This window comes from Clostridioides sp. ES-S-0108-01 (genome assembly GCF_020662285.1).
Classification (GTDB): Bacteria; Bacillota; Clostridia; order Peptostreptococcales; family Peptostreptococcaceae; genus Clostridioides.
In genome coordinates this window covers 103,841-128,816 of record NZ_JADGMN010000003.1, presented here as the reverse complement: position 1 = coordinate 128,816, position 24,976 = coordinate 103,841, and the positions used below count along the sequence as shown (strand labels likewise).

General features: G+C 27.2%; 23 protein-coding genes and 2 pseudogenes. 10 read left to right on the top strand and 15 right to left on the bottom strand.

Features of this window, described 5'->3' with window-relative positions; translation table 11 throughout:
- Positions 1-33: 33 nt before the first annotated feature.
- The 7 genes from IR152_RS04440 to IR152_RS04410 all read left to right on the top strand — a co-directional run bounded on the left by IR152_RS04440 (position 34) and on the right by IR152_RS04410 (position 6,359).
- Positions 34-1,227 (top strand): exonuclease domain-containing protein, encoded by a 1,194-nt coding sequence (locus IR152_RS04440; protein ID WP_227450600.1) that lies wholly within the window; start codon positions 34-36, stop codon positions 1,225-1,227.
- Between the two features lie 70 nt (positions 1,228-1,297).
- A complete protein-coding gene (locus IR152_RS04435; protein WP_227450599.1) occupies positions 1,298-2,119 on the top strand; it encodes a nucleotidyl transferase AbiEii/AbiGii toxin family protein in 822 nt (273 codons plus the stop codon).
- The gene (locus IR152_RS04430; RefSeq protein ID WP_227450598.1) at positions 2,101-2,532 is read left to right on the top strand and encodes a hypothetical protein; all 432 of its coding nucleotides are present in this window, start codon (positions 2,101-2,103) and stop codon (positions 2,530-2,532) included. Before IR152_RS04435 ends, IR152_RS04430 begins: the two co-directional genes overlap by 19 nt.
- Before the next feature lie 34 nt (positions 2,533-2,566).
- The gene (locus IR152_RS04425; RefSeq protein WP_227450597.1) at positions 2,567-2,971 is read left to right on the top strand and encodes a type II toxin-antitoxin system HicB family antitoxin; all 405 of its coding nucleotides are present in this window, start codon (positions 2,567-2,569) and stop codon (positions 2,969-2,971) included.
- A 124-nt stretch (positions 2,972-3,095) separates the two neighbouring features.
- Positions 3,096-3,359 (top strand): recombinase family protein, encoded by a 264-nt coding sequence (locus IR152_RS04420; protein WP_227450596.1) that lies wholly within the window; start codon positions 3,096-3,098, stop codon positions 3,357-3,359.
- A 1,510-nt stretch (positions 3,360-4,869) separates the two neighbouring features.
- Positions 4,870-5,601 (top strand): hypothetical protein, encoded by a 732-nt coding sequence (locus IR152_RS04415; RefSeq protein WP_227450595.1) that lies wholly within the window; start codon positions 4,870-4,872, stop codon positions 5,599-5,601.
- 35 nt (positions 5,602-5,636) lie between these two features.
- Positions 5,637-6,359 (top strand): hypothetical protein, encoded by a 723-nt coding sequence (locus IR152_RS04410; RefSeq protein ID WP_227450594.1) that lies wholly within the window; start codon positions 5,637-5,639, stop codon positions 6,357-6,359.
- A 415-nt stretch (positions 6,360-6,774) separates the two neighbouring features.
- Here the strand turns inward: IR152_RS04410 and IR152_RS04405 are convergent, their stop codons facing one another.
- The 6 genes and pseudogenes from IR152_RS04405 to IR152_RS04390 form a co-directional block, all read right to left on the bottom strand.
- Positions 6,775-7,038, bottom strand: coding sequence for a hypothetical protein (locus IR152_RS04405; RefSeq protein WP_227450593.1), 264 nt, complete (start codon positions 7,036-7,038; stop codon positions 6,775-6,777).
- Positions 7,039-7,040: 2 nt separating this feature from the next.
- Complete coding sequence (locus IR152_RS19935) at positions 7,041-7,166, bottom strand: hypothetical protein (protein WP_255624432.1); 126 nt, start codon at positions 7,164-7,166, stop codon at positions 7,041-7,043.
- Positions 7,167-7,249: 83 nt separating this feature from the next.
- Positions 7,250-7,846: pseudogene (gene mobV, locus IR152_RS04400) on the bottom strand (MobV family relaxase); the annotation flags it as partial.
- 349 nt (positions 7,847-8,195) lie between these two features.
- On the bottom strand, positions 8,196-8,420 hold the full coding sequence (locus tag IR152_RS04395; protein ID WP_227450592.1) for a DUF6718 family protein: 225 nt from the start codon (positions 8,418-8,420) through the stop codon (positions 8,196-8,198).
- Between the two features lie 642 nt (positions 8,421-9,062).
- A complete protein-coding gene (locus IR152_RS19930) occupies positions 9,063-9,188 on the bottom strand; it encodes a hypothetical protein (RefSeq protein WP_255624431.1) in 126 nt (41 codons plus the stop codon).
- A 113-nt stretch (positions 9,189-9,301) separates the two neighbouring features.
- Positions 9,302-9,892, bottom strand: a complete 591-nt coding sequence (locus IR152_RS04390) for a TetR/AcrR family transcriptional regulator (RefSeq protein ID WP_227450591.1) — start codon at positions 9,890-9,892, stop codon at positions 9,302-9,304.
- Positions 9,893-10,182: 290 nt separating this feature from the next.
- Between IR152_RS04390 and IR152_RS04385 the strand changes: the two genes are divergently transcribed.
- Positions 10,183-10,416 carry an ATPase gene (locus tag IR152_RS04385; protein WP_227450590.1) on the top strand — a complete coding sequence of 78 codons (234 nt, stop codon included), beginning with the start codon at positions 10,183-10,185 and terminating at the stop codon, positions 10,414-10,416.
- Between the two features lie 226 nt (positions 10,417-10,642).
- Here the strand turns inward: IR152_RS04385 and IR152_RS04380 are convergent, their stop codons facing one another.
- The 5 genes and pseudogenes from IR152_RS04380 to add all read right to left on the bottom strand — a co-directional run bounded on the left by IR152_RS04380 (position 10,643) and on the right by add (position 16,714).
- Positions 10,643-13,030, bottom strand: a complete 2,388-nt coding sequence (locus IR152_RS04380) for a cell wall-binding cysteine protease Cwp13 (RefSeq protein WP_227450589.1) — start codon at positions 13,028-13,030, stop codon at positions 10,643-10,645.
- A 192-nt stretch (positions 13,031-13,222) separates the two neighbouring features.
- Entirely contained in the window at positions 13,223-13,978 is a 756-nt protein-coding gene (locus tag IR152_RS04375) for an acyl-CoA dehydratase activase (RefSeq protein WP_227450588.1), read from the bottom strand.
- Positions 13,979-14,002: 24 nt separating this feature from the next.
- A complete protein-coding gene (locus IR152_RS04370; protein ID WP_227450587.1) occupies positions 14,003-15,154 on the bottom strand; it encodes a double-cubane-cluster-containing anaerobic reductase in 1,152 nt (383 codons plus the stop codon).
- Between the two features lie 197 nt (positions 15,155-15,351).
- A pseudogene (locus IR152_RS04365) lies at positions 15,352-15,495 on the bottom strand (EcsC family protein); the annotation flags it as partial.
- A gap of 229 nt (positions 15,496-15,724) precedes the next feature.
- Entirely contained in the window at positions 15,725-16,714 is a 990-nt protein-coding gene (gene add / locus IR152_RS04360; RefSeq protein WP_227450585.1) for an adenosine deaminase, read from the bottom strand.
- Positions 16,715-16,982: 268 nt separating this feature from the next.
- On the opposite strand from add, the gene IR152_RS04355 reads away from it, so the two are divergent.
- A complete protein-coding gene (locus tag IR152_RS04355; RefSeq protein WP_227450584.1) occupies positions 16,983-18,236 on the top strand; it encodes a sodium/glutamate symporter in 1,254 nt (417 codons plus the stop codon).
- Positions 18,237-18,333: 97 nt separating this feature from the next.
- Entirely contained in the window at positions 18,334-18,558 is a 225-nt protein-coding gene (locus IR152_RS04350) for a FeoA family protein (RefSeq protein WP_227450583.1), read from the top strand.
- 90 nt (positions 18,559-18,648) lie between these two features.
- Here IR152_RS04350 and grdF read toward each other — a convergent pair whose 3' ends face one another.
- The 4 genes from grdF to IR152_RS04330 all read right to left on the bottom strand — a co-directional run bounded on the left by grdF (position 18,649) and on the right by IR152_RS04330 (position 24,916).
- Positions 18,649-19,956: a sarcosine reductase complex component B subunit beta gene (gene grdF, locus IR152_RS04345; protein WP_227450582.1), complete on the bottom strand. Its 1,308-nt coding sequence runs from the start codon at positions 19,954-19,956 to the stop codon at positions 18,649-18,651.
- 76 nt (positions 19,957-20,032) lie between these two features.
- Positions 20,033-21,319 carry a sarcosine reductase complex component B subunit alpha gene (gene grdG, locus IR152_RS04340; RefSeq protein WP_227450581.1) on the bottom strand — a complete coding sequence of 429 codons (1,287 nt, stop codon included), beginning with the start codon at positions 21,317-21,319 and terminating at the stop codon, positions 20,033-20,035.
- A 280-nt stretch (positions 21,320-21,599) separates the two neighbouring features.
- Entirely contained in the window at positions 21,600-22,922 is a 1,323-nt protein-coding gene (locus IR152_RS04335) for a sigma-54-dependent transcriptional regulator (protein ID WP_227450580.1), read from the bottom strand.
- Positions 22,922-24,916, bottom strand: coding sequence for an ATP-binding protein (locus IR152_RS04330; protein ID WP_227450579.1), 1,995 nt, complete (start codon positions 24,914-24,916; stop codon positions 22,922-22,924). The genes IR152_RS04335 and IR152_RS04330 overlap by 1 nt, the downstream gene beginning before the upstream one ends.
- Between the last annotated feature and the right edge of the window lie 60 nt (positions 24,917-24,976).

Here is a 24,976-nt window from a genome sequence, read left to right as displayed (position 1 = left end):
ACAAAATATATAATAAAGTCGAGGTAAAATAATATGTTAATTGTACATTTATCTACTGGAGCAAGAAAAGGAGTAATTCTAACGCTTTCTAATGCTAAAATGAATATTCCAAAAAACGTATTACATACTGCAATAACAAAAGGTTTTAATAAAGCCATGAATACAAATTTAACTAAAAATGAAGTAATGACAAAACATTTTGTAAATATTTATGACAGAATTAAATTTTACAATAATAATAATTTTTTCAATTTAGAATATAGTATGAGCGAATATAGTTTAGAACATAAAACGGAAAACTATATTTTTTTGGAAGAAAACCTTTCTATCGCTGAAATAGATAGCAAAAACCATACTAGAATCTTATCTATAGATTTTGAAACTGCAAATTCAAAAAGATGCTCTGTTTGTAGTATCGGCTTTGTAGTTGAAGAAGATAATGAGATTTTGATAGAAAAAGAAATCTTAGTTAACCCTAATTCAGACTTTTCAAAGACCAATATTAAAATACACGGTATTACTCCAGAAGATGTTTCTAACTCTCCTAAATGGGATGAAGCTTGGAGTATTGTTGAAGAATATATAACTCCATCTACATTAGTAATAGCACACAATCTAAGAAGCATGGAATTAGCTTGTATAAGACAGGAATGTGAAAGATATAATATGGAAATGCCTAAATTCGCTGAAAAATTTAATAAAATGTCTTATGATACTTTAAAGTTAGCAAAGGATTTATTACCTGATTTAGAAAACTATAAACTATCTACTCTTGCAAAAAAATATAATATAGAATTTAATCATCATAATTCCTTAGAGGATGCAAAAACATGTTTAAAAATATTCAAAAAGTTACAAAACTCCGATACCTTTATCAAAGAATCCAATAATGACACTTTACTTAATTCTATTGATTTTGATTTTGAAGCAAATTGCAAAGACTACCCTTTGGATTGGGCATTAAAAAACAGAAAATATTTTCCTTCATTTGAAAATGTATTCTTATTTCTAAGTAATAATGATTATAATTGGGATAGCCAAAAAAATTTAATCAAAGTTTTTGGAGAAGATTATAATATGAAAATTACATTTATTGACATAAGAAAAAATATCGTAGAAATAGAAAATCTAAGAACAAACAAAACTCTTAAACCCATTGAAAATAAGACTTTAGAGTTTATAATAAAAGAAATAAGAAAAAGATTTTCTCAAAAAGTTACTTGTTAAAACGTATTTAAACGTATTAATATTTTTATTATAATATAAATATAGTTAAAGAGAGGAGGGAATGATACTGTTGATTAATAATAAGTGGAGTAATAGTAACAATTTTCATGATAATAACAGCACACTAGATTATATAGAGGACTTTATCTATTGTATGAGTCATAGCAATAGTTTTAATGATATAATTTTTAAAGGCGGAATAACATTATTATGTGCATTTAAAAAATATAATTATGGTAATAGAAGATTAACAAAAGATATAAATATACATGGAACTGATTATAATAAATGGCTTAATTTCAAAAAAGATATAATAGCTTGCTCTAAGTACAGTAGATTTAAAGTAATGTATAAAGTTATAAAAGAAATAACAATAAATGAAACTACTAAAAATGAAAGTGTGACTGTAGGTGTTTATAGAGCTGCGGAATTAATTACTAGATTTAGTATAGATATAAACTTTAAGTGGTCTACTTTAGACTCAGAGAAATATTCATTGGGTGGGTTAGTTACAATTAATGGATATACACCAGAACTAATATTAGTTGATAAAATACATGCTTGTGAAAGTAAACAAATTAATATAAGGTTGAAAGATTTGTTTGATGTATACTCATTAAGTTATTTAAAAGGATATAATAGCAATGATTTAGTAAGATTGTACATAGATAAATATAAAAATATATCAGAAAAAATGTCCATGTTCCAATTAGAGAACTTTAATACTTTAGAATATGGGTATAATAGGTTAAGAGGTATTGAATCTAAACCTGATTTTACAATTGTTTATAAAAGAGTAAGCAACTTTATAATTCCAATACACACATTTATAACATCAAAATCAAATAAAAATTATGTTTGGAGGGATGATAGGTGGATTTTACAGGAGTAATAAGAAACTCTTTTGATAATGTTTTACTATGCGGAGAATATGCAGGAAGCTTATTAGGAATAACTAATTTTCCAGATACTCATATAATAGCTCAATCTGCTTTTATAGATAAAGAAATTGATACAGATTATTTTACGGTGTCCCCTGTTAAAAATTTAGACTTATCTTATGTAGAAGAAGTTAGAAAAGGTGTTTGGATAACAAATCCTGCAAGAACAATTTGTGATATGATAAGATATGATAGCGAGTATAGTTTTATTCAGGAAGCTCTAGACTATTACATTTTCTATAATGAGAATGAAAAAGAACATTATAATGAGGTACTTAACGTAGCTAGATATTATAATATAGAACAAAAAGTATTGGATGTTATAAGTTTTGCAAAATCTCATGATTATTGTGAAGAAAATTAATATTTGTAACTAATTTTATAAAGGCGGTGAAAATATGTATAAAAATGAATATATATTTCCAGCAGTTATAGCAAAACATGATAAAGGTGACTATGAAGTTAATTTTTATGATTTTTCAAATATAATAACTTGTGGTGAGAATTTAGAAGAAGCTTTTCTTATGGCAGAAGATGCTTTAAAGTTAGAATTGTTTGACTTATATTCAGATGGTTTAGAGATTCCAGAGCCTACACAACTAAATAATATTAGTACTAAAGAAAATCAAACTGCTATATTGGTAAAAATTAGTTTAAAAGAAACAATAAAAGAATATGATAGTAAGTCAATTAAAAAAACTTTAACTATACCTTCGTGGCTAAATAAAGAAGCTGAAAAAAATAATATAAATTTTTCTCAGTTATTGCAAGAAGCTTTGAAAAATAAACTTAATATTAATTAATTCTATTTAATTGTGCTTAATGAATTTACACTAGGCACAAGGCATACGTTGTGAGGGGGTTTTCAATGGATAAAATAAAACGTGTGGCTCTTTATATACGTGTTAGTAATAAGAAGAACAAGTATTGCATGGAGATAGTATTAGAACACAGACAGAAGCTTTAGAACAATACGCAAAATATAATAATTTTATTATACTAGATAAATACATAGATGAAGGTTATTCTGCAACAAACTCAAAAATACCTAATTTACAACGCATGATTGAAGATGTGAAAAACAACAAAATAGATTTAGTTATGATAACTAAAATTGACAGATTAAGTCTTGGTGTCAAAAATTACTATAAAATAATGGAAACGTTAGAAAAACGTAAATGTGATATGTAAATGTGGTTTTAAAATGAGCGGTACATATTGTTTAAGCTCTGATAAAAAATCTATAAATATTATAGATGTCATGTATTTCAAACTACTAAAAAATGTAACAATACAAGGAGATTATCAGAAAAAAACTTGAAGATTTTTTATTGAAAAATGTAAGGAGATAATTAGAAGAAATTGCTTTTGGATATGAATCTAATAACAATAAAAATAATCAACTTAAAAATAAGATAAAAAAACAAATAAATAAACTTCAAGATTTATATTTTGACGACTTAATAGATAAAGAAAATTACAAGCTTAAGTATCAAAAACTTAATACACAGTTAATTAAATTAGAAAATAATAATAGTGAAGAAAAAAATCTATAATAAATTTAAAAAATATCAGAAGTTTTTTATAAATTAACTTCGAAGAAATATACTTTGATTTAAGTGACCAAGAAAAAAGAACCTTATGGACTAGCATTATAGATACTATAGTTATTAAAACTTACTAGGTTAAATAAAATAAAGTAAAAAATAGAAATAAGAGTTAAGGGTCGAATATATTAAATTATTTCTCTAAATTATAATAAAAAATTAAAAATATTACTAACTTAAACTTATTAAGTTAGTACTATTTTATTTTTATAAGTATTGAAAATGCTGAAATATGTTTAACTAATCCCTAAACGTAAATTTAGGGAATATTTTAAAGAAATATAGCATTTTCAATACTTTTAGAAATAACAAAATGGCAATTTAATTTATTACTTCGGTTGAGGTCAACTTTCATAAGATAATTTGCAGTTATATTTCGATTGGATTATTCCTTAACTTCTAGGTCGGTTAGTTACCTGTGGCTACTTCAATTCGTTTTGCAATCGAGTTAAAGAGCCGAAGTTAATATACGAAAAAGTTCTCAATTTGCAGTTGATGACTTTTTTTATTTGTAAGTTATTAACTATATTCTAACTGTCAAAGTTTATGTTTTTTGAGAAATAAATATAGTTATCTTAACTGATTCATAAAACTTATGTCCGTTTTACGCATGTATGTCGTTCTCCCTCTTTTTAATCCTACAGATATTTTAAATATTTTTGTAAAATACAATAAAATAACGTTGAGAAAAGCTCAAAGAAAATGTATACTTATATTAAATATAGAAAGGGGAATATTGAAATACGAAATTAAAAAAATTTATAGCAACAACTCTTTGTTTAGCAACTATAATAGGTCCGACTTCTGCATTTGCAAATGAGAATGCAAAATATGATTTAAAAAACATCATCTAAAATTGAATCTTTAATCAATGATAAGACTAACAAATTTGATTTTAGTAATCTGAATTCATCTTTATCAGATTTTAAGAAAAATATATCAATTAATAATAGCGAAGTAATTGATATAAAAAAAATAAAGCTAATTATCAGATAGAAGGTTCGGTTTTAAATCATACTGACTCTTTAATTAGTTCAGACAAAGAAGATATGTATTTTTTTAATGTAGACTCAGCAAGAACAATGTTAATGAAAATGAATTCTATTAATGATAATTATATAGCTCAACTTGGAATAGTTGACTGGAATACTGGTACGTGGTCTGGAACTAACGTATATGTATCATCTAATCAGCAATTCAATTTAAGTGGTTTGCCTGCAGGTGATTATGCGATACGTATATTTTCTCAAGATTCTGTAGGAGATAACTATACTATTAGAATGAATGCTGAAAACCCTGAAAATGCAACTAGTATAATGCACCAATCAGATTCTTTACAATATGTAGTTCTTGGATACAGTAACGGAGATGTTTATTCACAAGGTAAACTTTTATTTAATCCTAATAATTCTAATTCTAACTTAGATTGGGAAAGAAATTACTATTTTAAATGGGATGGAAATTACATAGCAAGAAATCATAAAATATCGTCAGCCAAAATAAAATCAGTCTCAGCTCCTATAAGTTATAAATCACAATATGTTAGTTCTGATAATGCTATAATGGTTTACCTAGAGAAAGGGACAATATTTACTTACTTTGAATCTGAATTTCATTCATATCCTTCATGTCACTATTCATATTTTAACGATATAACTGGTAAGAAGACTCCTCGAGCATTAGACACTGAAGATTTTAATGAATATGGAGAGCATATCTTAATATTAGATTTAGATTCTAATAAAGCAATAGACTTTTTAAGTGTATTAAATTTCTATTATGACAGAGAAATAGAACCATTCCCAGAGATAAACTTTTTAAATTAATAGCCGATATATTTTAAGAAGGAGGTGAAATAATTATGAATAGCATAAGTTTACAAAAAAATATGTATTTTCATAACAATATAAATATAGGGGCAAAGAAGAAATCAGATTCGAATATTAATTCTATTAAAACATCTGTTTTGCAGGTAAAAAATAGCACTCCTGTAAATAAAGCTACAGATATAGTTAATAATTTATTTGATCAAAGAGATGAACTTTTAGAGAAAATTAGAAACTTAAAAAATGGAGATGATCCACTATTAGAATCACTACATCGTGAAATAGAAAATCTTAAAAAACAAAATGGAGAACTTGCTGATAAATATAAGCAAGACTCCGATAATTTTAACTATGAGGATTATAGTTCTATTAGTAATAATGAATCTTCTATTGAAACCTCAACAATGAAAAACTCTAATTATGAGGATTATAATAAAAAAGAAACTTTGGATTTAGATATCAATAATAATGAATCTCTTATTGAAACCTCAACCGTAAAAGACTATAGTTCTCATGAATTTAAGCATATTCTTCAATCTAATGAAGGGTATATGAAAAATTTTAAAGAAAATGGAAAAGCTATAGCTGAGTTAGAACGTTCTATTATGGACAGATATCGTGAATTAGAAGAAAATAGTAATGATATAAATTCTAATGATTATGTTAAATTACTACAAAAACAACTTAATGAAATACAAAATGATATTAGTAATTTACCGAAAGGTAGTATTTTAGATATATCAGCTAATGGATATTAACACGTATCTTGTCCTCTCCCGCTATTAGAAAAAATACAAGTAAAATATAGCAAAAAAGCAGTAGAATTGAATCTACTGCTTTTTTGCTATATTTTACTTGTACTATTTAAATAAATCTTTAGAAACTACTTTATTATTAAGATTTGGGGCTGTAAGTAGATTTGTGTAAAAACAAATTTACTTACAGCCCCAAATCTGAGAATGTATATAGATTTGTTTATATTGATAGTTTCACGCTTTAAGTCTATATCTCTATATTGTCCAAGAATAATATTCTTTTCCAAAAAAAACCTTTTACATTAGTTTAAAATGACATTTGAAACCCTAATTCTCTTGTTTCATTCCTATAGAAACAAAGTTTATTTAATTCTTTAATAAAATTATTAGCATCTTTAAACCTATATGTGTCATTTTCTTATATCTCTTTGATACTAGACCTATTAAAAATGATATATATACAATTTTTGCTAAGTTCTTCAATCTCTTTTTCATATTTCTTGATTGAATGATTATATTTTCTTGATAAATTTTTATATTGTTTTTCTAACTCATTTCTCTCTATTTCCTTTTCATCAAGAATGTTTTTGTTATTTTTATTCTTATTTTCTAGTACTTTCTCAATATTTTTTTCACGTTCAGATATTAGTTGTTTTTGTTCTTCAAATTCTTCCTTTTCCAATTTTAATTTTTTTCTTTTTCATAAGTCAATATTTCATATTCATTTATTATATTTAACTTAACTTCTAAATTTCTTGTTTTCAACTGCTCATTATGTAACTTTTCTTTAAGTTTTAGATTTTCTTTCATTGTTCCTTTTAGTATATCTATTATCTCGTCATAATCATTCTTATATACCGTTTCTTTGCCTGTTATAAGGTTTTTTTTAACATTTACAGGTTATAATTAAAACTATTTAAAGGCTTCTCAAAGTCTTTAAATAGTTTTTTTACATATTCTAATTTATTTTCTAATTCTTTAAGTTCCTGAATTTGTTGTTTTTTATAATCTTCTGGTTGCATGTGCTTTGCTTCACTATATTCACGACCTCTTTTTATATCAAATCCTTTTGATTGTAAAAATCTAGGCAATTCATCTTGTATCTTTTTTAATTCGATTCTTGTTACTATATCTTTTGCACTTAATTTTCCATCAAAAGTTATTGGAACAAAATTAAAATGCATGTGAGGTGTTGTTTCATCAAAATGTACTGTAGCAGAAACTATATTTTTTTCACCATATCTATCTTTCAAAAATTCATATGAGTATTTAAAATATTTTTCTTTGTCTTTATGATCTATACCTAGAAAAAATTCTGGACTTGCTGAAATTACACTCTCACACATTAATATTGCGTCTTTTCTTATAACTTTTCCTTTTTTCCTACTTTCTTTTATAATTTCTTCTATTTTTTCTAAATATTTTATTCTAGCTTTGTTTTCAAAATCTATATTTTTGCTACTCTTTGTTATATCAATATCTTTATTTCTATAAGATTTATTTTATCTTTGATTATGTTTTTGAATACCCACTATATTGTTTATAGAATACTTTGCTACATGACAAACAAAAAATGCCATACTCTTAAACTCCTTTCTATATCATAAAATTTTAATACTCTTTTTAAAGTTTTATAGAAAAAAGACTTATACATACAAATAAACCTTCTATAATATAGATATATCCATATTATAGAAATTCTTGATTATAAATAATCAAGAATAGCATATTTATACATATAAGTCTAACTAACTTACTATACTTTGCACTACGTTGGCAAAGTGGTAAGCTCTGCGAGGCATTAAAAACCTACATACCAAAAGTGGTCTATTTAGACCACTAATGTTTCATTGATAAAACACTACATACAAAGTCAACTTCGCTTAAAAACTTATACGGATCATATTCTCCATACATATTTGGCTTATCTAAAACGATAATTTCAATTCCTTTATCAAGCATTGTCAATGATAAATATTCAATCAATGCACTTATCCTTTCTCCACTTTCTACCTCTGATGCAATGCAACCTACTTTGTCAATTTCTTTTGCAACAATGTACATTGGTTCACCTCATATCATTCAGATAATTTTTTCAAAGCATCTATATTTTGGTCTATTATTTCATCCATCATTTTTTCAATACCTTCTTCATCACCATAATTCTCTTATAAAAATTAAGCACTATATCTTGAATTTCTCTTATCTCCAATTCTCCTTCAACATATCTATCTAACAATTTCTTTTCTTTGTTCTTTAATGGTATTTTTAATTGAAAAATCTTTCATAATCTTCACCTTCCTTTTATTAAGCCTAACGGCTACTAACGCCTTCAACCTACGGTTTTCAGTTGTTGCTAACGCATTCTCAATATGCCAAGCCAGAAGGGGCTTGTCGAATTTTGTTATTCCTATTTATTTTTGTTATTGACTATTTGTTTTTTTAATGCAAACCTAAAGGCTTTGTAATTGGACACAGTTACCCACGAACTACTGTCCGTGGTTACTTTCCATATATCAAACCCAATAGGATTGGTGGGTTACGTTCCCACAACGTTGGACTGGTACAAGTAAATACTCTACTTGTGATTTAACACAGTCTACAAACACCCCGACAATAGACAGTATATTTGAGTATCTCCACTAAGTGTTGCCACCCCACCTGTTTTTGTTTGTAGCCTATGGTCGCTACTCTCACCCCTTTATGCTAGTACCAGTTAGCACTATATAGACCTAAAAATCCTATTATTTCTCCTTTTCCTACTTTAAAATTAATATTTTGTAAAAAACCTTTGTCTGTATAACTAAATGATAAATTATCAATTTTAACCATTTCATATCATCTTTTCATTTTATTGACTATTTTAATCATATAGTCAATAAAAGTTAATTTTTTTGTTTGTTAATAATTTTTATTAAAAGTTATTAGAAAACAAAATTTGAACTCTATTCCATAAGTTGTATAACCAATCCATTTATCATTAATCTTAAAGCATCTTCAAAACAATTCCTTCCAACTTCACGCTTATATAACGTAGTAAGAAAAACTGCTCTAAACGCTCCACTAAAGCTTTCTATATCTTTATTTTTTGCATTTGGTATGCGAGATATAATCTCTTCAATTTCAAAATCATCATGTTTAAAATGCTCTTCAATCATATAATCTGGTAACTTTCGAACTAATATCTCAAATTCTCCATTTACTATGAGGTTTAAAATTGAAGTACTATCAACCATCCTATAAAATTTCATAAGTATATCTGTCAATTGTTCACATGTAATGCTTTCATCTAGTCTCTCTATTTCATATAAAAGTTCTTTCTGTATAGAATCATGCATGTCTCTCAACACCTTAAAAAAGAGTAATTCTTTTGATTGAAAAAATAAATAAAAAGTTCCTTTTGGTATTTTTACTCGTTTTACAAGCTCATCAACAGTAGTCTTTCTAATACCATATTTATCCATACACAATCTTGCTTCTTCTTTAAGTCTTTTTATTATATACTCTCTTTCTTTATCAGAATATGATTTAGGCATCTTTTCTCCCCCCAGTTTGACTAAAACATTTTATATAGTCAATATATTACTTTTTTTGTTTAATGTCAATAATTTTATTAGTATATTTAAAAATAAACTTAAAAACTTTCGAAAATTCTGAATTTTCTATAGCATTTTTTATTATCTAGTGTTATAATTAAAATATAAATAATATATTATTCTAATTTTCATATCTATTTGCTTATTTTTTAACTTAGTTTCTAATAGAGGTAATCATATTCATCTTTTTAAATATTTCGTTTTTAATAAAAAACAAAGGAGTTGATTTTATGGCTACTACTACAAAAAACCGTTTTTACGATTATGTTCAAGAAAACTTAAACAAATACGTTGAAGTACATTCTTATTTTAGCAGTTGCCCTCTATATGGTGAAATTATAGAAGCAGACAGCTTATCAATTACACTTTGCTCAAGATATATAGACGAATCTAATCCAACTTTAAATGAAACTTACACATTATATTTACCATTAAACTCAATAATATCTATTAGAACACTATAAAAAGTTAATTAAATATGGGTTATTTATATATAAAATGTAAGATTTTCTATATAAAGTAACCCTTTTTTATGTTTTTAAACTTATATACACAAATTTAAAGCTGAAAACAAAACTTTACAATCATTGATTATCTTATTTAACAATAATTTAAAGTAATTATTTTCAGCTTTTATTGAGATTAGTTAAGTTACTAATACATACTAGTATATACTAATATTTAAGCATCTTATTTAGCACTTTTTAGTTTTACTAATTCTTTAAATGCATTTTGATTTGCTCCTCCACCAACTTGAGTTACTTTTTCTAAAGACTTATTTTTAAGAACTTCTTTTTGGCCATCGGCTAATTTATCACCAACTAAAATTACTGGTGACCCAGTTTTTGCTCCTAAAGGACCAACTGACAATCCATCTATTAAATCATTTTGATTTTTAATTCCATTTTTAACCACAAATGCATTTTTTAAGGTATCTTTTTTATAAAAATTATCTATTATCTTTGAGTTAGTTTCATCCCTACTGCTACCAGATAATCTAATTGGATTTTTCAACTTACTTTCTAGATTGTTTGATATGGATGCTGTTCCTCCAATGATATAAGATTTCTCTATGTTTAATGAATTTAAAAACTCATCAGCTCCTTGCAATTCACTTTTTTCATTTGCAAGTATAATTGGTATATTATTTTCTGCTGCTGCTGCACCTACACTAATTGCATCAGCTAATCCCTTCACTCCATTTACAACTGCTATTTGAGATACATTCTTTATGTGACTTAGTTTTTGAGCTAATAATAAACTTGTCTTATATCTATCACTTCCTGATATTCTCTCTGTTGATATGTTTAAATTTTTTAGTTGCTGTTCAGTTTCTTTACTTATGGAATTTTCTCCACCTATTAAGTATACTTTTTTAGCACCTAATCTCTGTATTTCAGCTTTAGTTTTTGAATTTAAAGCTTCTTTTTGTGTCAATAATATTGGTGAATTTATAGCAGATGTAAAAGGAGTTGCTGCCAATGCATCTACTATTGAATTACCATTTACTAAAACTACATTTTCTGAAAAACTAAAACCATTTTGACTAACCTTAATAGCAGTTTCATATCTATCACTACCAATTAAAGACTCATTTGGAATACTCTCACCAGAAGACTTTTCTGTAACAGCTTTTATAGTAAAGTTACATGGGTAGAAGTTGCTGTCTCTGTTTATATCAAAGAATTCTCCAGTACTATCTATAATATAACTCTCACCTAAATTAGCTTTAGCCTTAAATGTATCATATCCTGGTACATTTGATTCAGAACCTATAGTTGACTCTCCATTTTTTGCTTCTATACTGACTACAATTGCTCCCTTTCCTTCTGGTATCTCAAAAGAACCAATTGGAACTGTTATGTAACCTGAATATTGGGCAGTACCTTCTTTTAACTTTTTCATATTATTTTTTTGAGGTATACTATTTACTACTGGAGCATAATATACTTCGTATTTAGCACCTATACTTTCAGTTAAAAACATTACAGATTTTAGAGTCTCATCACCTCTATTGAAATCAAACACATTTGCGGCTGTTATCTTATTTGAGACTAAAGGAACAATACTTGCATAGTCATGTTGATACATCTTTTTATCATCATTTGGTTTTTGACCACCTTTGATTGAAAAGTTATCTATATCAGACATAAGTGTCTTATCTTCATAAGATATCCAGAAATATCCATCTTCAGAATTATAATCTCCCCAGCTATTTTTTATTAGCCAAGCACCATTTTTTGATGGTTTAATCTTTGTATTAAAATTGTCTTTAGAATAGTTATCATCCCAACCTACAATTGAAATAGCATGATTTGTATTAAAACTTTTTGTTGGACAATAATATGAATTTTGGTCTTCACTTTGATATTTAATATCTTCGTAATAACTAGATGTTACTGCTCCATACTGTAATATAGCATTTTTTGTAGAATTCATATCATTACTTACACACACAGCATCTGTCACATTAAAAACAGTTGGTGCTGTATCCATATTAGTTGGTTTTGTAGCTCCTTGTGCTTTAGATACTTCACCATTATATGGAATGTCTTTTTCTAATTTAGGACCTGACCAAGATGTTAAATATCCCATAGCTTCATAATTTAAAGCACCATCCATGTCATTTACAGACCATCCATATCCACCATCTGAAGCCCACCATCTTAAATGTTCTTCTGATAAATCGTAGTCTCCATAATTATTTAACTTCAAGAAACTTTCTAAAGTTGCCATTGCAGCAAAATCCCAGCATATTCCTAAATTTTCTTGATTTTTTACTGATGTCATAAGACCTAATTTTCTAGGGTCATAAGATATTGGAGCTGTTCTTCCTTTACTTTGAATTTGAGTCCCTTCCAATTTATATGGATTTGGTATAATCCCATTATACTTTTCTGTACGTCCATTTTTAACATCCTTTAAATATTGTTTATAAGTTTCACTGTATTCTGCCCTTTTTATCTGATTCAATGTATTGCTATTGTCAGCTGATACAGGAATTGTTAACATTACTAAAATAGATATTAAAAATAGTGCAACAAACCTTACTACTTTTTTTGAAGTAAATTTTTTCACATTTTCTCCCCCTTGCTACGAGCTAATTTTTAAAATTTTAATGTTATATATGGCTAAATATCAAGTATTTACAAATATACAATCATTTAAATCAATTATACCAAAGTTTTCCTTTAAAAATAAACAAAATAAAATAAAAAACTGAATTTATTTAAGATAAATTCAGTTTCTTATTTTATTTTTTATATATTTTTATCTAAACCCTATTACAGCAGCTCCTAAAGCTCCTATTATTTGAGTATCTTCTGCAATAAAAATTTTTTTATCCAATATTTCTTCTATCATTTTTACTAGTTCTTTACTTTTTGCAAGCCCTCCAGTAAATGCAACTTCATCTATTACCTCACCTCTTGCTAGCATCGAAGTAGATTTATTTGCAATAGATTTAAGTATCCCTGCTGCTACCTCTCCAGTAGAAATATTTTGAGCTAGAAGACTTACAATTTCAGACTCAGCAAAAACCGTACACATACTAGATATATTAACTGCTTCATGTCCTTTAGCTAATGTATCAATACTTTCTATATCACTTCCTAAAAGGTTAGAAGTAATCTCTAAAAATCGACCAGTTCCTGCAGCACATTTATCATTCATTATAAAATTAAATACATTTCCATCTCTATCTAAATTTATAACTTTACTATCTTGACCACCTACATCTAAAATAGTCCTTATGCTCTTATTTAAAAAGTAAACGCCTCTAGTATGACAAGTTATTTCTGTTACTTTCTTATCAGCAAAATCCATTACTCCTCTTCCATAACCTGTACCTACTACTTTTTTTATATTTTTTTTATCAATTTCACTACTTAGCAACTCATAGACCTGTTTAGATGTACTTTTAGGGCTCCATCCAGTTGGTATAATTAATTTCTTAACAATTTTTTCACCATCAAATAGCACACCTTTTGTTGCAACTGACCCTGAATCCACTCCTATACTAAACATAGTTCCTCCTACTTTTATCTATCTCTACAACATCTCCACAAATGCTTCAAATCTAGTTCTCAATTGTTCAGTATCTGATTTTGAGTAATCAGTCTCAAGAGACATAAATGGTTTATTTTTTTCTTTTGTGACAAACTCTTTTATTCTATAGCTTTCTATATTAAATGTATGACAGGCTTGTAAAACTACATCTATTACTGCATCTACATCATATTCATCTATTATTCTATCTAATAATTCAATACGATTATCATTATTCATCATACAAGAACAACCTATATTTATATACTTTTGTGCAAGAGCATCATACACATCTTCTGTTTCTTCATCAACCAATAAATCATTCGACCTAATAGCCCCACAAAGTTCATATGCCACAACTGATGCCCCCGCATCTTCTAAAGTTTTAACTATTTTTTCGCTTATTCCACCAATAGGGGAACCTGTTATTAGTATCCTTGGTTTATCTTTTTTAACTGGACATTCGCCTTTTTTGTATCTTTCTTTCATATCATCTATAACTTTTCTTAAAGAATGTTTAAGCTCTGCACGGTCAAATTTAAAACCTGCTTGATATAAAACATTATGTAACTCAAGACCTGTAAGTGCAGATGGTTGTAATTTACCAAGTGCATAGAACTCTTTTAAAAGTTCTCTTTCTTCATTTTTATCTTTTATAGCAACTCTTATATCCTCTTCAGTTATAGTCACACCTAAAGATTTCTCAACCTCATCCTTTAATCTTACCATTTCATCCTTCCAAAGTTTATAGGCAAATTCACCTTTTGAAGTATTTGGCAAATGCATTACATATGTTGGCTTAACTTTTGCAAGCTCTTCATACATTTTTTTCTTGCCATCACAGGTAGTTTCTCCTATTAATAAATCAGAAAAATAGAAATATGGACAGGTATCTGTTATCGCATGCCCATAGCTTGATTTTATCAAAGGGCAAAGATTTCTTGGAAGTACCCTTTCTGCATCAGGTATTGGCTCTTCACTAACACCACATACTCCTACTACAGTTGCTCCAGCTGCCATTGGAATTTCAACTGGAGTAAACGTACAGAAAACTCCAACCATCTTTTTCCCACTTTCCTTAAGTTCTTTTGCATTTATAAATCCTTTTTGTCTAGCCTCATTGAAGCTATCAAATTGTTTTGGCAAATTTGACATGAAAATATTCCTCCCAATTACTCTTCTTCATAATTAAATTCGTATCTTAAAACACTAAAAACTAAATTTTTCCATTAAAATACAAACCTCTACATTAGATTCTATCATGCTTTACCTTTTATCCATAATTGTTTTTATCAATGCAAATTTAAATATATATAGATATATTGTATAACTAATTTTGCCTCTTATAATTTTTATAACTTAAGCTCCCTAATCTTCAATCTATAATCAGACACATCAGTTTCATGTAATTTGTCAATTAACTTTCCATTCACATAAAATCCTACAAATGCTCCTATTCCAGACATTAGTTGAAAAAACTTAGCTAAATCTAAATAATCTCTATATTCTTATTGAAATGTTCTCCAATCAAAATCATTGATGTCTTCTGGTAGACTCTTTACATACTCATCCCAGTTATTCATTAATTTTTCTTACATTCTTCAAGTTCTTTTTTAGCTAATTTAATATAAGCAATGTTTTCATAACCTTTCATATTTTTTATCCTACTATGATATATTTTTGTTGATTTAATGAGTAGATTTAAAGTTTAAATAGTTTAATCTATTAAATTAAACTATTTAAATACTTTTTAGTTTCCTTATCTGCAAAACTAGCTTCCACTGTATTTCTATAAATTATTTTATAATCTTCTAATTCTAATTTAAAGGTATCAAATATAACATTTAACTCTGAATTTAAGCTTATATCTGATACAGTTCTATTATCAGTATTTATACTTACATGTAAATTATCTTTATAAAAATTATAAAATGGATGTGTCTCATAAGAATCTACTGTCTTAGTTTGTACATTACTAGTCGGACATAACTCAAGTAATATTTTTTTATCTTTAACTAAATTATAAGCCCTTTTATGCTCATTAATTTTTACGCCATGACCAATTCTATCAGCCTTTAAAATATTTATAGCATCTAAAACATTTTCGCCACTTGCGGCTTCTCCTGCATGTACTGTAATTTTATATCCATATTCTCTTGCCAATTTAAAAACATCCTCATATTCCTTGCAAAACCCTTCTTTTTCTGGTCCACATAAGTCTACTGCGACAACGCCTTTATTTACAAACGATTTTCCTTCTTCAATTACTAACAATGCATCTTTTGAAGTCATTGTTCTCATACAGCCTAATATTAAATTTCCTTTTATATCATAAATACTTTCGGCTTCTCTAATTCCTTCAATTATACTCTCAATTATACTTTTAATACTCATCCCTTTTTTGGTGTGAAGTAATGGTGCAAATCTAATTTCAATATATTTTACATTTTCTTTATTTGCATCTTCCAAAAGTTCAAAAGCAATTCTTTTTAAATTTTCCTTAGATTGCATTACTTTTAAAGGCAAATCAAATTTTTCTAGATATTCATCAAGTGAAGTACAATTAAAAGAAACTTTTGCTAATTTTTTTATTTCATCAATATTATTTGAAGGTAAATCTATTTTCTCCTTAATAGCTATATCAAACATAGTTTCTACTCTAACACTTCCATCTAAATGGCAATGTAAGTCTATCTTAGGTAAATTTTTAAACATTTTATCCTCCTACTATACTTATAAATAACATTCTCAATATGTTTCTAAGTCTTATTTCTATTATATCAATATACTAAGGTTTTTCATGCTAAAAAAATTACATCTTTTTAAAATATTTTAATTTGTGATTATCTAATTATATCTACTGATTTTTTTTAATATACATTTATTAATATACATTTATTAATATACATTCGATAATAAAATTCTAATACACAAGAATTTGAGTTATACAATTAAAACTTTGAATCACAAAGGAGGATTTATTTTGCTTACCATAACTTTTGATACTATACAAACTCTAACTCTATCCATATTATTTTTTTTAATTGGTAATTTGTTAAAAAATAAAATTACTTTTTTAAATAACTTCTGCATACCTGCACCAGTAATAGGAGGTCTATCATTTTGTTTTTTAAATTTATTTCTTAAATATTTTAATATAGCAGATATATCTGTAAGTGGAAGTTTAATGCCAAATTTTATAACCTTCTTTTTTACAACAATAGGACTTGAAATAAGCATAAGTCTTATAAAAAAGGGCGGGAGTGTATTATTTAGATATTGGATTTTATGTGGAGTATTGGCATTTTGCCAAAATATCTTAGCTATTACAATATCAAAAATTATAAAACTTGAACCTCTTTTAGGACTCATGTGTGGGAATGTGTCTATGGAAGGTGGTCATGGTTATTCAGCTGCATTTGGACTTACAATAGAAAATCTTGGTGTAGATGGAGCAGTTGGAGTTGGTTTATCTTCTGCAACAATAGGACTTATTATAGGTGGTATATTAGGAGCTCCTGTAGCTAGATTTTTAATAAATAAATATAAATTAAAACCCTCATCAAATATAGACTTATCGAGTCCTAAGTATAATAGAAATCTAAAGAAATTAAGAAATAAGTTTTTTAGAAATAAGAATAGAATAAAAAACAATGACTTCTCTAAACCAATAACACCTACCGTGTTTTTGGAACAAGTTCTTCTCATATTTATTTGTATAAATACAGGAGAAATTATAAGTAGATCCTTCTATATAATGTTTAACATTCTTTTACCTTCTGTTGTAACTTGTATGTTTTCAGCTGTCATCTTTAGAAATTTGAATGACAAGATAAATATACTAAAATTAAATTTTAAACTTATAAATTTTCTAAAAGAAATTTCATTAGGAATTTTTTTAACTTTATCACTTATGAACATAGATTTATTTGAATTATCTACACTATTACCTCCTATTCTCCTAATAGTAACTTTCCAAGTAATCTTTATAATTCTATTTTCTATATTTATCTGTTTTGGGGTACTTGGAAAAGACTTTGATTCTGCCATCATAATAAGTGGTCTGATTGGACATGGAATAGGAGCTACTCCAAACGCTTTAGCAAATATGAGCTCTTTGACACAAAAATATGGTGATTCTCCAAAAGCATTTTTGGTAGTCCCGCTAGTAAGTGGATTTTTGCTAGATGCTATCAGTATTCCCTGTATATTATTTTTCATAAACATACTAAGTTAGTATGTTTATTTTTTTGTTATATATTGACAATTTACTCTTTTTGTTATATATTATAAATATAAAGTTTGATAATGATTTTCATTAGGAGGTGTTAATAATGACTGTTTACAATTTAAAACTTGGACAAAAGGGAATTATAGACAATGTAGTTGGAAATGAAAAACTTATGAAGAGACTTCTAGCTTTAGGATTAATAGATGGCACTGAGGTTGAAGTGAAAAAAATAGCTCCTCTTAATGACCCTATAGTGATTAGATTTAGAGGATTTGATTTGGCTATTAGAAAATCTGATGCAAAAAATATAAATTTAAAAAATAATTAATATATAATAATAAAAAAAGATGTTGTAAAATAAGTTTCAAAAACTATTTTATAACATCTTTTTTTATCTAAGTGTTACGTTATATTTTTATTATTCAAAAACTGTTTGACCTTCTATATCTTCTGTCAATGCATTTAAAGCTTTTAAAACTATATTTCTTCTAATTTTTTTACTTTCTTCTTCTCCTAAATTAGGATTTCCAAGTGGATATGGTATTCCTACTGCTGGAACAATTCTATTAGCCCCTATTGTAAGTGATATTGGTACTACAGTACAAATATGAACAACTGCTATACCAACTCTTTCAATCTCTTTTACCATCGTTGCTCCACAACGAGTACAAGTACCTCATGTAGATGTTAAAATTACAGCATCAATATTATCTTCTAACAATTTCTTAGAAAATTCCTCACCAAATCTTTTAGAATTACCAACACTTGTTCCCGTTCCTGTAGTAGTTATAAAATAATTTGCTAATTCTCCAATTATACCTTCTTTCTCAAACTCTCTAACTACATCTAATGGCACAACCAAATTTGGATTTTCAAGGACATATGCTCTATCATAACCTCCATGTATAGTTGTAAATTCTTTATTTGACATAGAATCCATATTTGTTAAATCGTAAACTCCATATTTAGTAGCACTTGAAGATTCAATTTTATCTGGATTATCAATTGGAATTATCCCTCCAGAAGTTACTAGTGCAAGTTTTATCTTAGATAAATCTTTAATGGCCTTCGCAGGTGTAACTCTATCAAATTCAGGCATTGGATACTCAGTTTCAAAGTTTTCCCCTTTCATCTTCTTAACCAACATATCAATTGCTCTTTCAGACCCTCTAAGTTCATGGAAGAAATTTTTTCTTATTCCTCTCATTATATATCCTTCTTCTTCAGGAGACCCTATTTCCTCACCTCTAACCAATTTAAGACCTAGTTTTGCCATTATTGGAACTACCTTTCTAAGACTTGCTGCTGAATTTCCTGTAGATACTATATGCAAATCTAACTTGAACATATCTACACCTGGATTTTCTTTATACATTCCTGTAACTACAGGAATATTTAGTTCTTCTTCAACTGCCTTACAAATAGTCCCACAAGCTACTCCATATCTACCTGCATTAAATGCTGGTCCTGCAATAAATAAATCAGGACTTTCTTCTTTTATCATTTTTAAAAGTTCTTGAGTTGTACTTTCAATATTTTCACCAAAATACGTATCTCCACAAATCACAGTTGAAATTATCTCTGCATCATCATTAAATTGACTCTGAAATGCTATTCCAGGTCCTACTGCCCCAGCCCTTTTCTCTGGCGGAATATCTGCTTTTTCTTCTCCTCCTATACCAGCAAAGAAATTGTTTATATAATGAACCACTCTGATTTTACTCATCTCTTAATCCTCCAAATCACTTTATAGTTATTACATCAATGATTACACTAATAAAACTCTATGTTCAAATATTTATTTAATAATATCTTGCTGTCAAATGATTATAACCATTTGCTATAGTTGACGCTATTATAATTTGTAGCTCTGCGTCCATGCTTCCATCGTCATTTAAGCATCCTTTATACCCACCTATCATCATCTCAACATAATCTAAAGTTCCTATAATTTTTTCCATTGCTGGGAAATGAACCACTAGGTTTCCTTGACCACAAGAAACAACTGCATCTGCTTCTTTAGTAGCATCTGCTATAGACTGACTCTTGCCATCTTTTCCAGGAAATTCATCTGTTATCAAAACTACACTTGCTCCAACTTCGCTACATTTTCTACAGTTCATCATTAGGTCAGTATCTGGATTCCCATAACCTTCTTCTGTCACTAAAACTCCATCAACTTCTAAAAATTCTATTAGTTTGGCTACCATATCAGAGCTTCTCTCTTTATCGACTAAGAATACATTTTCATTAGTCAAAATAACACCTATAAAGTTTAAATCTTTTCCATGTCTTTTATATAAGTCATGTATAACTGGATTATTTAAATGATGAAATGTCGTAACCTTATCACATGGTGCTACACAGTTTCCAGATATTATAGCTCCATCCATTATTTCAGTTGGATACATAAATGTGGGAACTATTTGTTTAGCATCAACCCCATAATAATAGGTATCATGTAAAAGACCTTGTGATTGTAACATATGGATATATGCTACTGTTGGCAGGTCTGGATATTCTTTTACTTGTTTTAATAATGATTTTGTCTCATATACAACTACTTCATCTGGCTCAACATCTCTTCCTGCTTCACCTACATATGCACCTATTTTTAATCCAGCAATTCTAGCTGCTTCCTCATAATCATGAGTATCTATACCATCCTTTGCTTTTAAAACAATACATATATTATTTGTTTTTGAAAAAGGTGTATATTTAGCAGTAGGACCACTCATATCAATTACACCTTCTTGAAATCCAACTATATTTCCACAAGTCACAACACAATCTCCTAAAAGTACATGAGTTCTTCCACTTCCTACAGTCTTCACTTTATTTATAATTCCGGGAAATATTTTACTTTCATCTCCAATTTTAACTCTAGGCTCTATTACGTCTTTAACTGGAGCTATTCTTATTGATTCACCAGGTCTTGCAAGTTCAACATTTACACTTATAATCCTTTCATCTTCTAATGCTATCTTTTCTATTTCATTGCTATTTACATATAGTACTCCATCTTTTACTTCTGTCTTTTCTCCAAATTCAATGTTTTTTATAAATATATTCCCTAGCTCTAGCTTCATATGAAAATCCCCCTTAATATATTTAATCGCAATTAAAAGTATTTATTATTACGTTTATTAATATATAAAGCATTTTCTATGCCAATTATTTAAAATATATATTCTATGTATTAATATCATAGAAATTTGAATTTTTAAATTACATCAGTATTGAATTTACCAATAATTATTGTAAATATTAATTTTTAAAGCTATAATAAAAAAGATAAACAGAAGTTTTCTGCTTATCTTTTAATATAGTTTGAGAAATTTTCTTCTCACTTAATGAGAAGTTTTTTTCTCACTTAATATTATATTCTGATATTTTGTTAGTTAATTGTCTTCTACTAATCTCCAATTTTTTAGCTGTGTTTGAAATATTATTTCCACATAAAGATAAAACCTTTTCAATATACTCACATTCAAACTCTTTTCTTATTTCTCTTAAAGGTCTAATACTTATTTTATTGTCTATATACACATTATTTGATATTAAATTTAAATTATCTTTTGATAAACTACCTTCTTCACTTAAAACTACAAGTCTATTTATTATATTTTTTAATTCTCTTATATTTCCTGGATAATTGTAATTTAATAAAAAATCCTTTACTTCCTTATCAATTGAGTATATCTTTTTATCATGTTCAATTTGATACTTATTTAAGAAAAATTCTACAAGAGTAGTTAAGTCTTCCCTTCTCTTTCTTAGTGGTGGTATAGTTATTGTTATTGTACTTATCCTATAAAAAAAATCTTCTCTTATATTTCCACTTGATATTTCTACTTTTGGTTCTTTATTCATCGCACAAATTAACCTAAAGTCAACTTTAATGGATTTATTACTTCCTATCTTCTCTATGGATTTGTCCTCAAGTGTCCTCAAAAGTTTTACTTGAACATTTAAAGGTATATCTCCTATTTCATCCAAAAATAAAGTTCCTTTATTCGAAAGTTCAAATCTACCTTTTCTACTATCCACTGCTCCTGTAAAAGAGCCTTTTTCATGTCCAAACAGCTCAGATTCCAATAGATTTTCTGAAAAAGAGCAGCAATTTACAGGCACAAATATCTCATTCTTTCTTGGGCTTATACTATGTATATATCTAGCTAGTATATCTTTCCCTACACCAGATTCCCCCAAAATTAATATATTAACATCTTTACAAGCAGCTTTTTCTGCTATTTTTATAATATCATTAAAATCTCTATTTTTAGATTCTAAAGTAAATTCTAAATTATTTTTTTGTATAGAAACTGATGCTTTCTTCGCCTTTACTTTTTCAATTTCTTCTAATAAATTTTCAATGGGGTTACTTTTTATAAAATAAGATAGAGCTCCTCTTTTCATAGCATCAACTGCATTTTCAATACTTCCATATCCTGTAACTAATATAACTTCTATATTTCTATTAATAGATTTAATTCTATCTAATAGCTGTACTCCATCCATATTTTTCATCATAACATCAGATAAAACCAAATCATAATTCTTATCTTTTCTAATTATATTTATAGCTTCTTCACCACTTAGTGCTATATCTACAAGATAGCCATTCTTTTGTAGAATTTTTTTCATTACCGCTCCATACTCTAACTCATCATCAACTACTAGTATTTTCATTATATAGTCACCTCTTTATTTAGTGGAATTTTTACATGAAAACAAGTTCCAATCCCCAATTTACTTTCAACACTTATATCTCCATTATTCTTTTTAATCTCGTTATAAGTAATATATAAACCTAAACCAGTTCCCTCGCCTATTGGCTTTGTAGTATAAAAAGGATTAAATATATCCTTCAGAGCATCTTCTTTTATTCCTTCACCGTTATCTTTAAAATCTATAAACAAACAATGATTTTTTGCATAACAGTATATAATAATTTTTCCATCTTGATGTATTGCATCTACTGCATTAGAAATTAAATTTATAAATACATGTTTTAATGATTCTCCATTTATATAACATACTAAATTATTATCACAGTCGATTTTTATTTCAACATTCTTTAGCTGTAAGATTTTATACTGAAGTTTCACTATATTTTCAATAAAATTTCTTATATTTATATGTTCTAAATTATCATCTGATATTCTCGCAAAATTTAGCAAGTTGGTTATTATGTTACTTGCTCTGTCTACATTGCTTTCTATTGATTTTACACAATCATTTACTTCTTCTATTGTAACGTTATCTTTTAAAAGATAGCAATTATTTCTTATTATGCCCAAAGGATTTCTTATCTCATGTGCTACTCCAGAAGCTAGTTGCCCTATAGATATCATTTTGTTTTCTCTAAGTAATTTTGCCTCTACTATTTTATCATTAGTTATGTCTTTAATAAGAACTACTATATACCCAGTATTATTTTTTTTATATTCTACAGGAAAAGTGTTTATCTTTAAAATCTTATTGTGTATTTCTATTTCTCTAGTTTTATGCGTATTTTCAGAAAAGGTATTTTCAATAATACCTTTTATCATGTTAATCAAATCTTCTATTTTATAACTCATTTCGCCTATAAAATCATATAGTACTTTGTTCGATTCTACTATATTATTATTTTCATCTACAAGCATTATTATATCTGTGATGCTATTAAAGGTTGCCTCCAAAGCTTTTTTATTTTCTATTACCTCTTCTGTTTTTCTTTTTATTTCTATCTTTAACAAATATGTATAGCTATAAAAAAAATAAATTGATATTAAAATTATACCTATAAAAAGATAAATACTAGGCGTAACTCCTCTCTCATATAATATATCATCAACTCCATTATATGTAGAGTACCATTTTTTCTTTAAGTCTTTATACACTCCATTTTTCTGAAGTTTAAAAATCCCTTTATTCAAAATACTGACCAACGCTTCATATTGTTTAGGTACAGCAAGAACTGCCTTTTTAGTATATATAGGATTACTTAAAACATTGTATTTATTTGAAAGTCCATAATTATTTATATAATATCTTAATACTGGTTCATCACCAACAACTGCATCTGCACTTCCCGATATCAAATGCTTGACTCCAGTCTTTATATCTGGAGTCAATAGAATGTTTACGTCTTGAACTTTTTGCTTCAAAAATTTTATAGAATAGTCACCTTCTGGAATTGCTACTGTTTTTCCCTTTAAATCCATGTAACTATTTATATCTTGAGATTTTTTATCTTTTAATATATTTGCACTCAAAGTATATATTGGGTCAGTAAATATAAATTTACTTGCCCTTTCTTTTGATGGTATCAAGTCAAAAAACTTTATACTATCATCTATTGAATTTATGAAAGATTCTTTCCACCAAGTATTTGGTTTAAAATAAAAATCTCTACCAATTTGAATTGACAGAGAATTTATTAAATCAACAATAATTCCCTTATACTGTCCATCTTCTTTACCTTTATATCTCAAAGGAGGGGAACTTTGGTCAGAGCTATAAATCAAATGCTTGTGTTTTTCTAGCCACTTTTTTTCTTCTTCTGTAAATGGAAGTGATTTCTCAATATATTCAAATACATTTAGATTATACTCCATATTTACATACATATTTGTAAGTGAAAACACCACTAAAAAAGAGTAAATAATTCCTATAATAACTATCTTTTTTTTATTCACTTTAAAACTCCAATCTTCTTTTTTACTATAATAAATTCAATATTTAATAACAAAATCCTA

Bases quoted from the DNA above. Each gene is read 5' to 3' on its own strand.
- IR152_RS04440 (WP_227450600.1), top strand. From the start codon at position 34: ATGTTAATTGTACATTTATCTACTGGAGCAAGAAAAGGAGTAATTCTA.
- IR152_RS04425 (WP_227450597.1), top strand. From the start codon at position 2,567: ATGTATAAAAATGAATATATATTTCCAGCAGTTATAGCAAAACATGAT.
- IR152_RS04415 (WP_227450595.1), top strand. From the start codon at position 4,870: ATGAATTCTATTAATGATAATTATATAGCTCAACTTGGAATAGTTGAC.
- IR152_RS04410 (WP_227450594.1), top strand. From the start codon at position 5,637: ATGAATAGCATAAGTTTACAAAAAAATATGTATTTTCATAACAATATA.
- IR152_RS19935 (WP_255624432.1), bottom strand. From the start codon at position 7,166: ATGAAAGAAAATCTAAAACTTAAAGAAAAGTTACATAATGAGCAGTTG.
- IR152_RS04395 (WP_227450592.1), bottom strand. From the start codon at position 8,420: ATGTACATTGTTGCAAAAGAAATTGACAAAGTAGGTTGCATTGCATCA.
- IR152_RS19930 (WP_255624431.1), bottom strand. From the start codon at position 9,188: ATGGTTAAAATTGATAATTTATCATTTAGTTATACAGACAAAGGTTTT.
- IR152_RS04390 (WP_227450591.1), bottom strand. From the start codon at position 9,892: ATGCCTAAATCATATTCTGATAAAGAAAGAGAGTATATAATAAAAAGA.
- IR152_RS04385 (WP_227450590.1), top strand. From the start codon at position 10,183: ATGGCTACTACTACAAAAAACCGTTTTTACGATTATGTTCAAGAAAAC.
- IR152_RS04375 (WP_227450588.1), bottom strand. From the start codon at position 13,978: ATGTTTAGTATAGGAGTGGATTCAGGGTCAGTTGCAACAAAAGGTGTG.
- IR152_RS04370 (WP_227450587.1), bottom strand. From the start codon at position 15,154: ATGTCAAATTTGCCAAAACAATTTGATAGCTTCAATGAGGCTAGACAA.
- add (WP_227450585.1), bottom strand. From the start codon at position 16,714: ATGTTTAAAAATTTACCTAAGATAGACTTACATTGCCATTTAGATGGA.
- IR152_RS04350 (WP_227450583.1), top strand. From the start codon at position 18,334: ATGACTGTTTACAATTTAAAACTTGGACAAAAGGGAATTATAGACAAT.
- grdG (WP_227450581.1), bottom strand. From the start codon at position 21,319: ATGAAGCTAGAGCTAGGGAATATATTTATAAAAAACATTGAATTTGGA.
- IR152_RS04335 (WP_227450580.1), bottom strand. From the start codon at position 22,922: ATGAAAATACTAGTAGTTGATGATGAGTTAGAGTATGGAGCGGTAATG.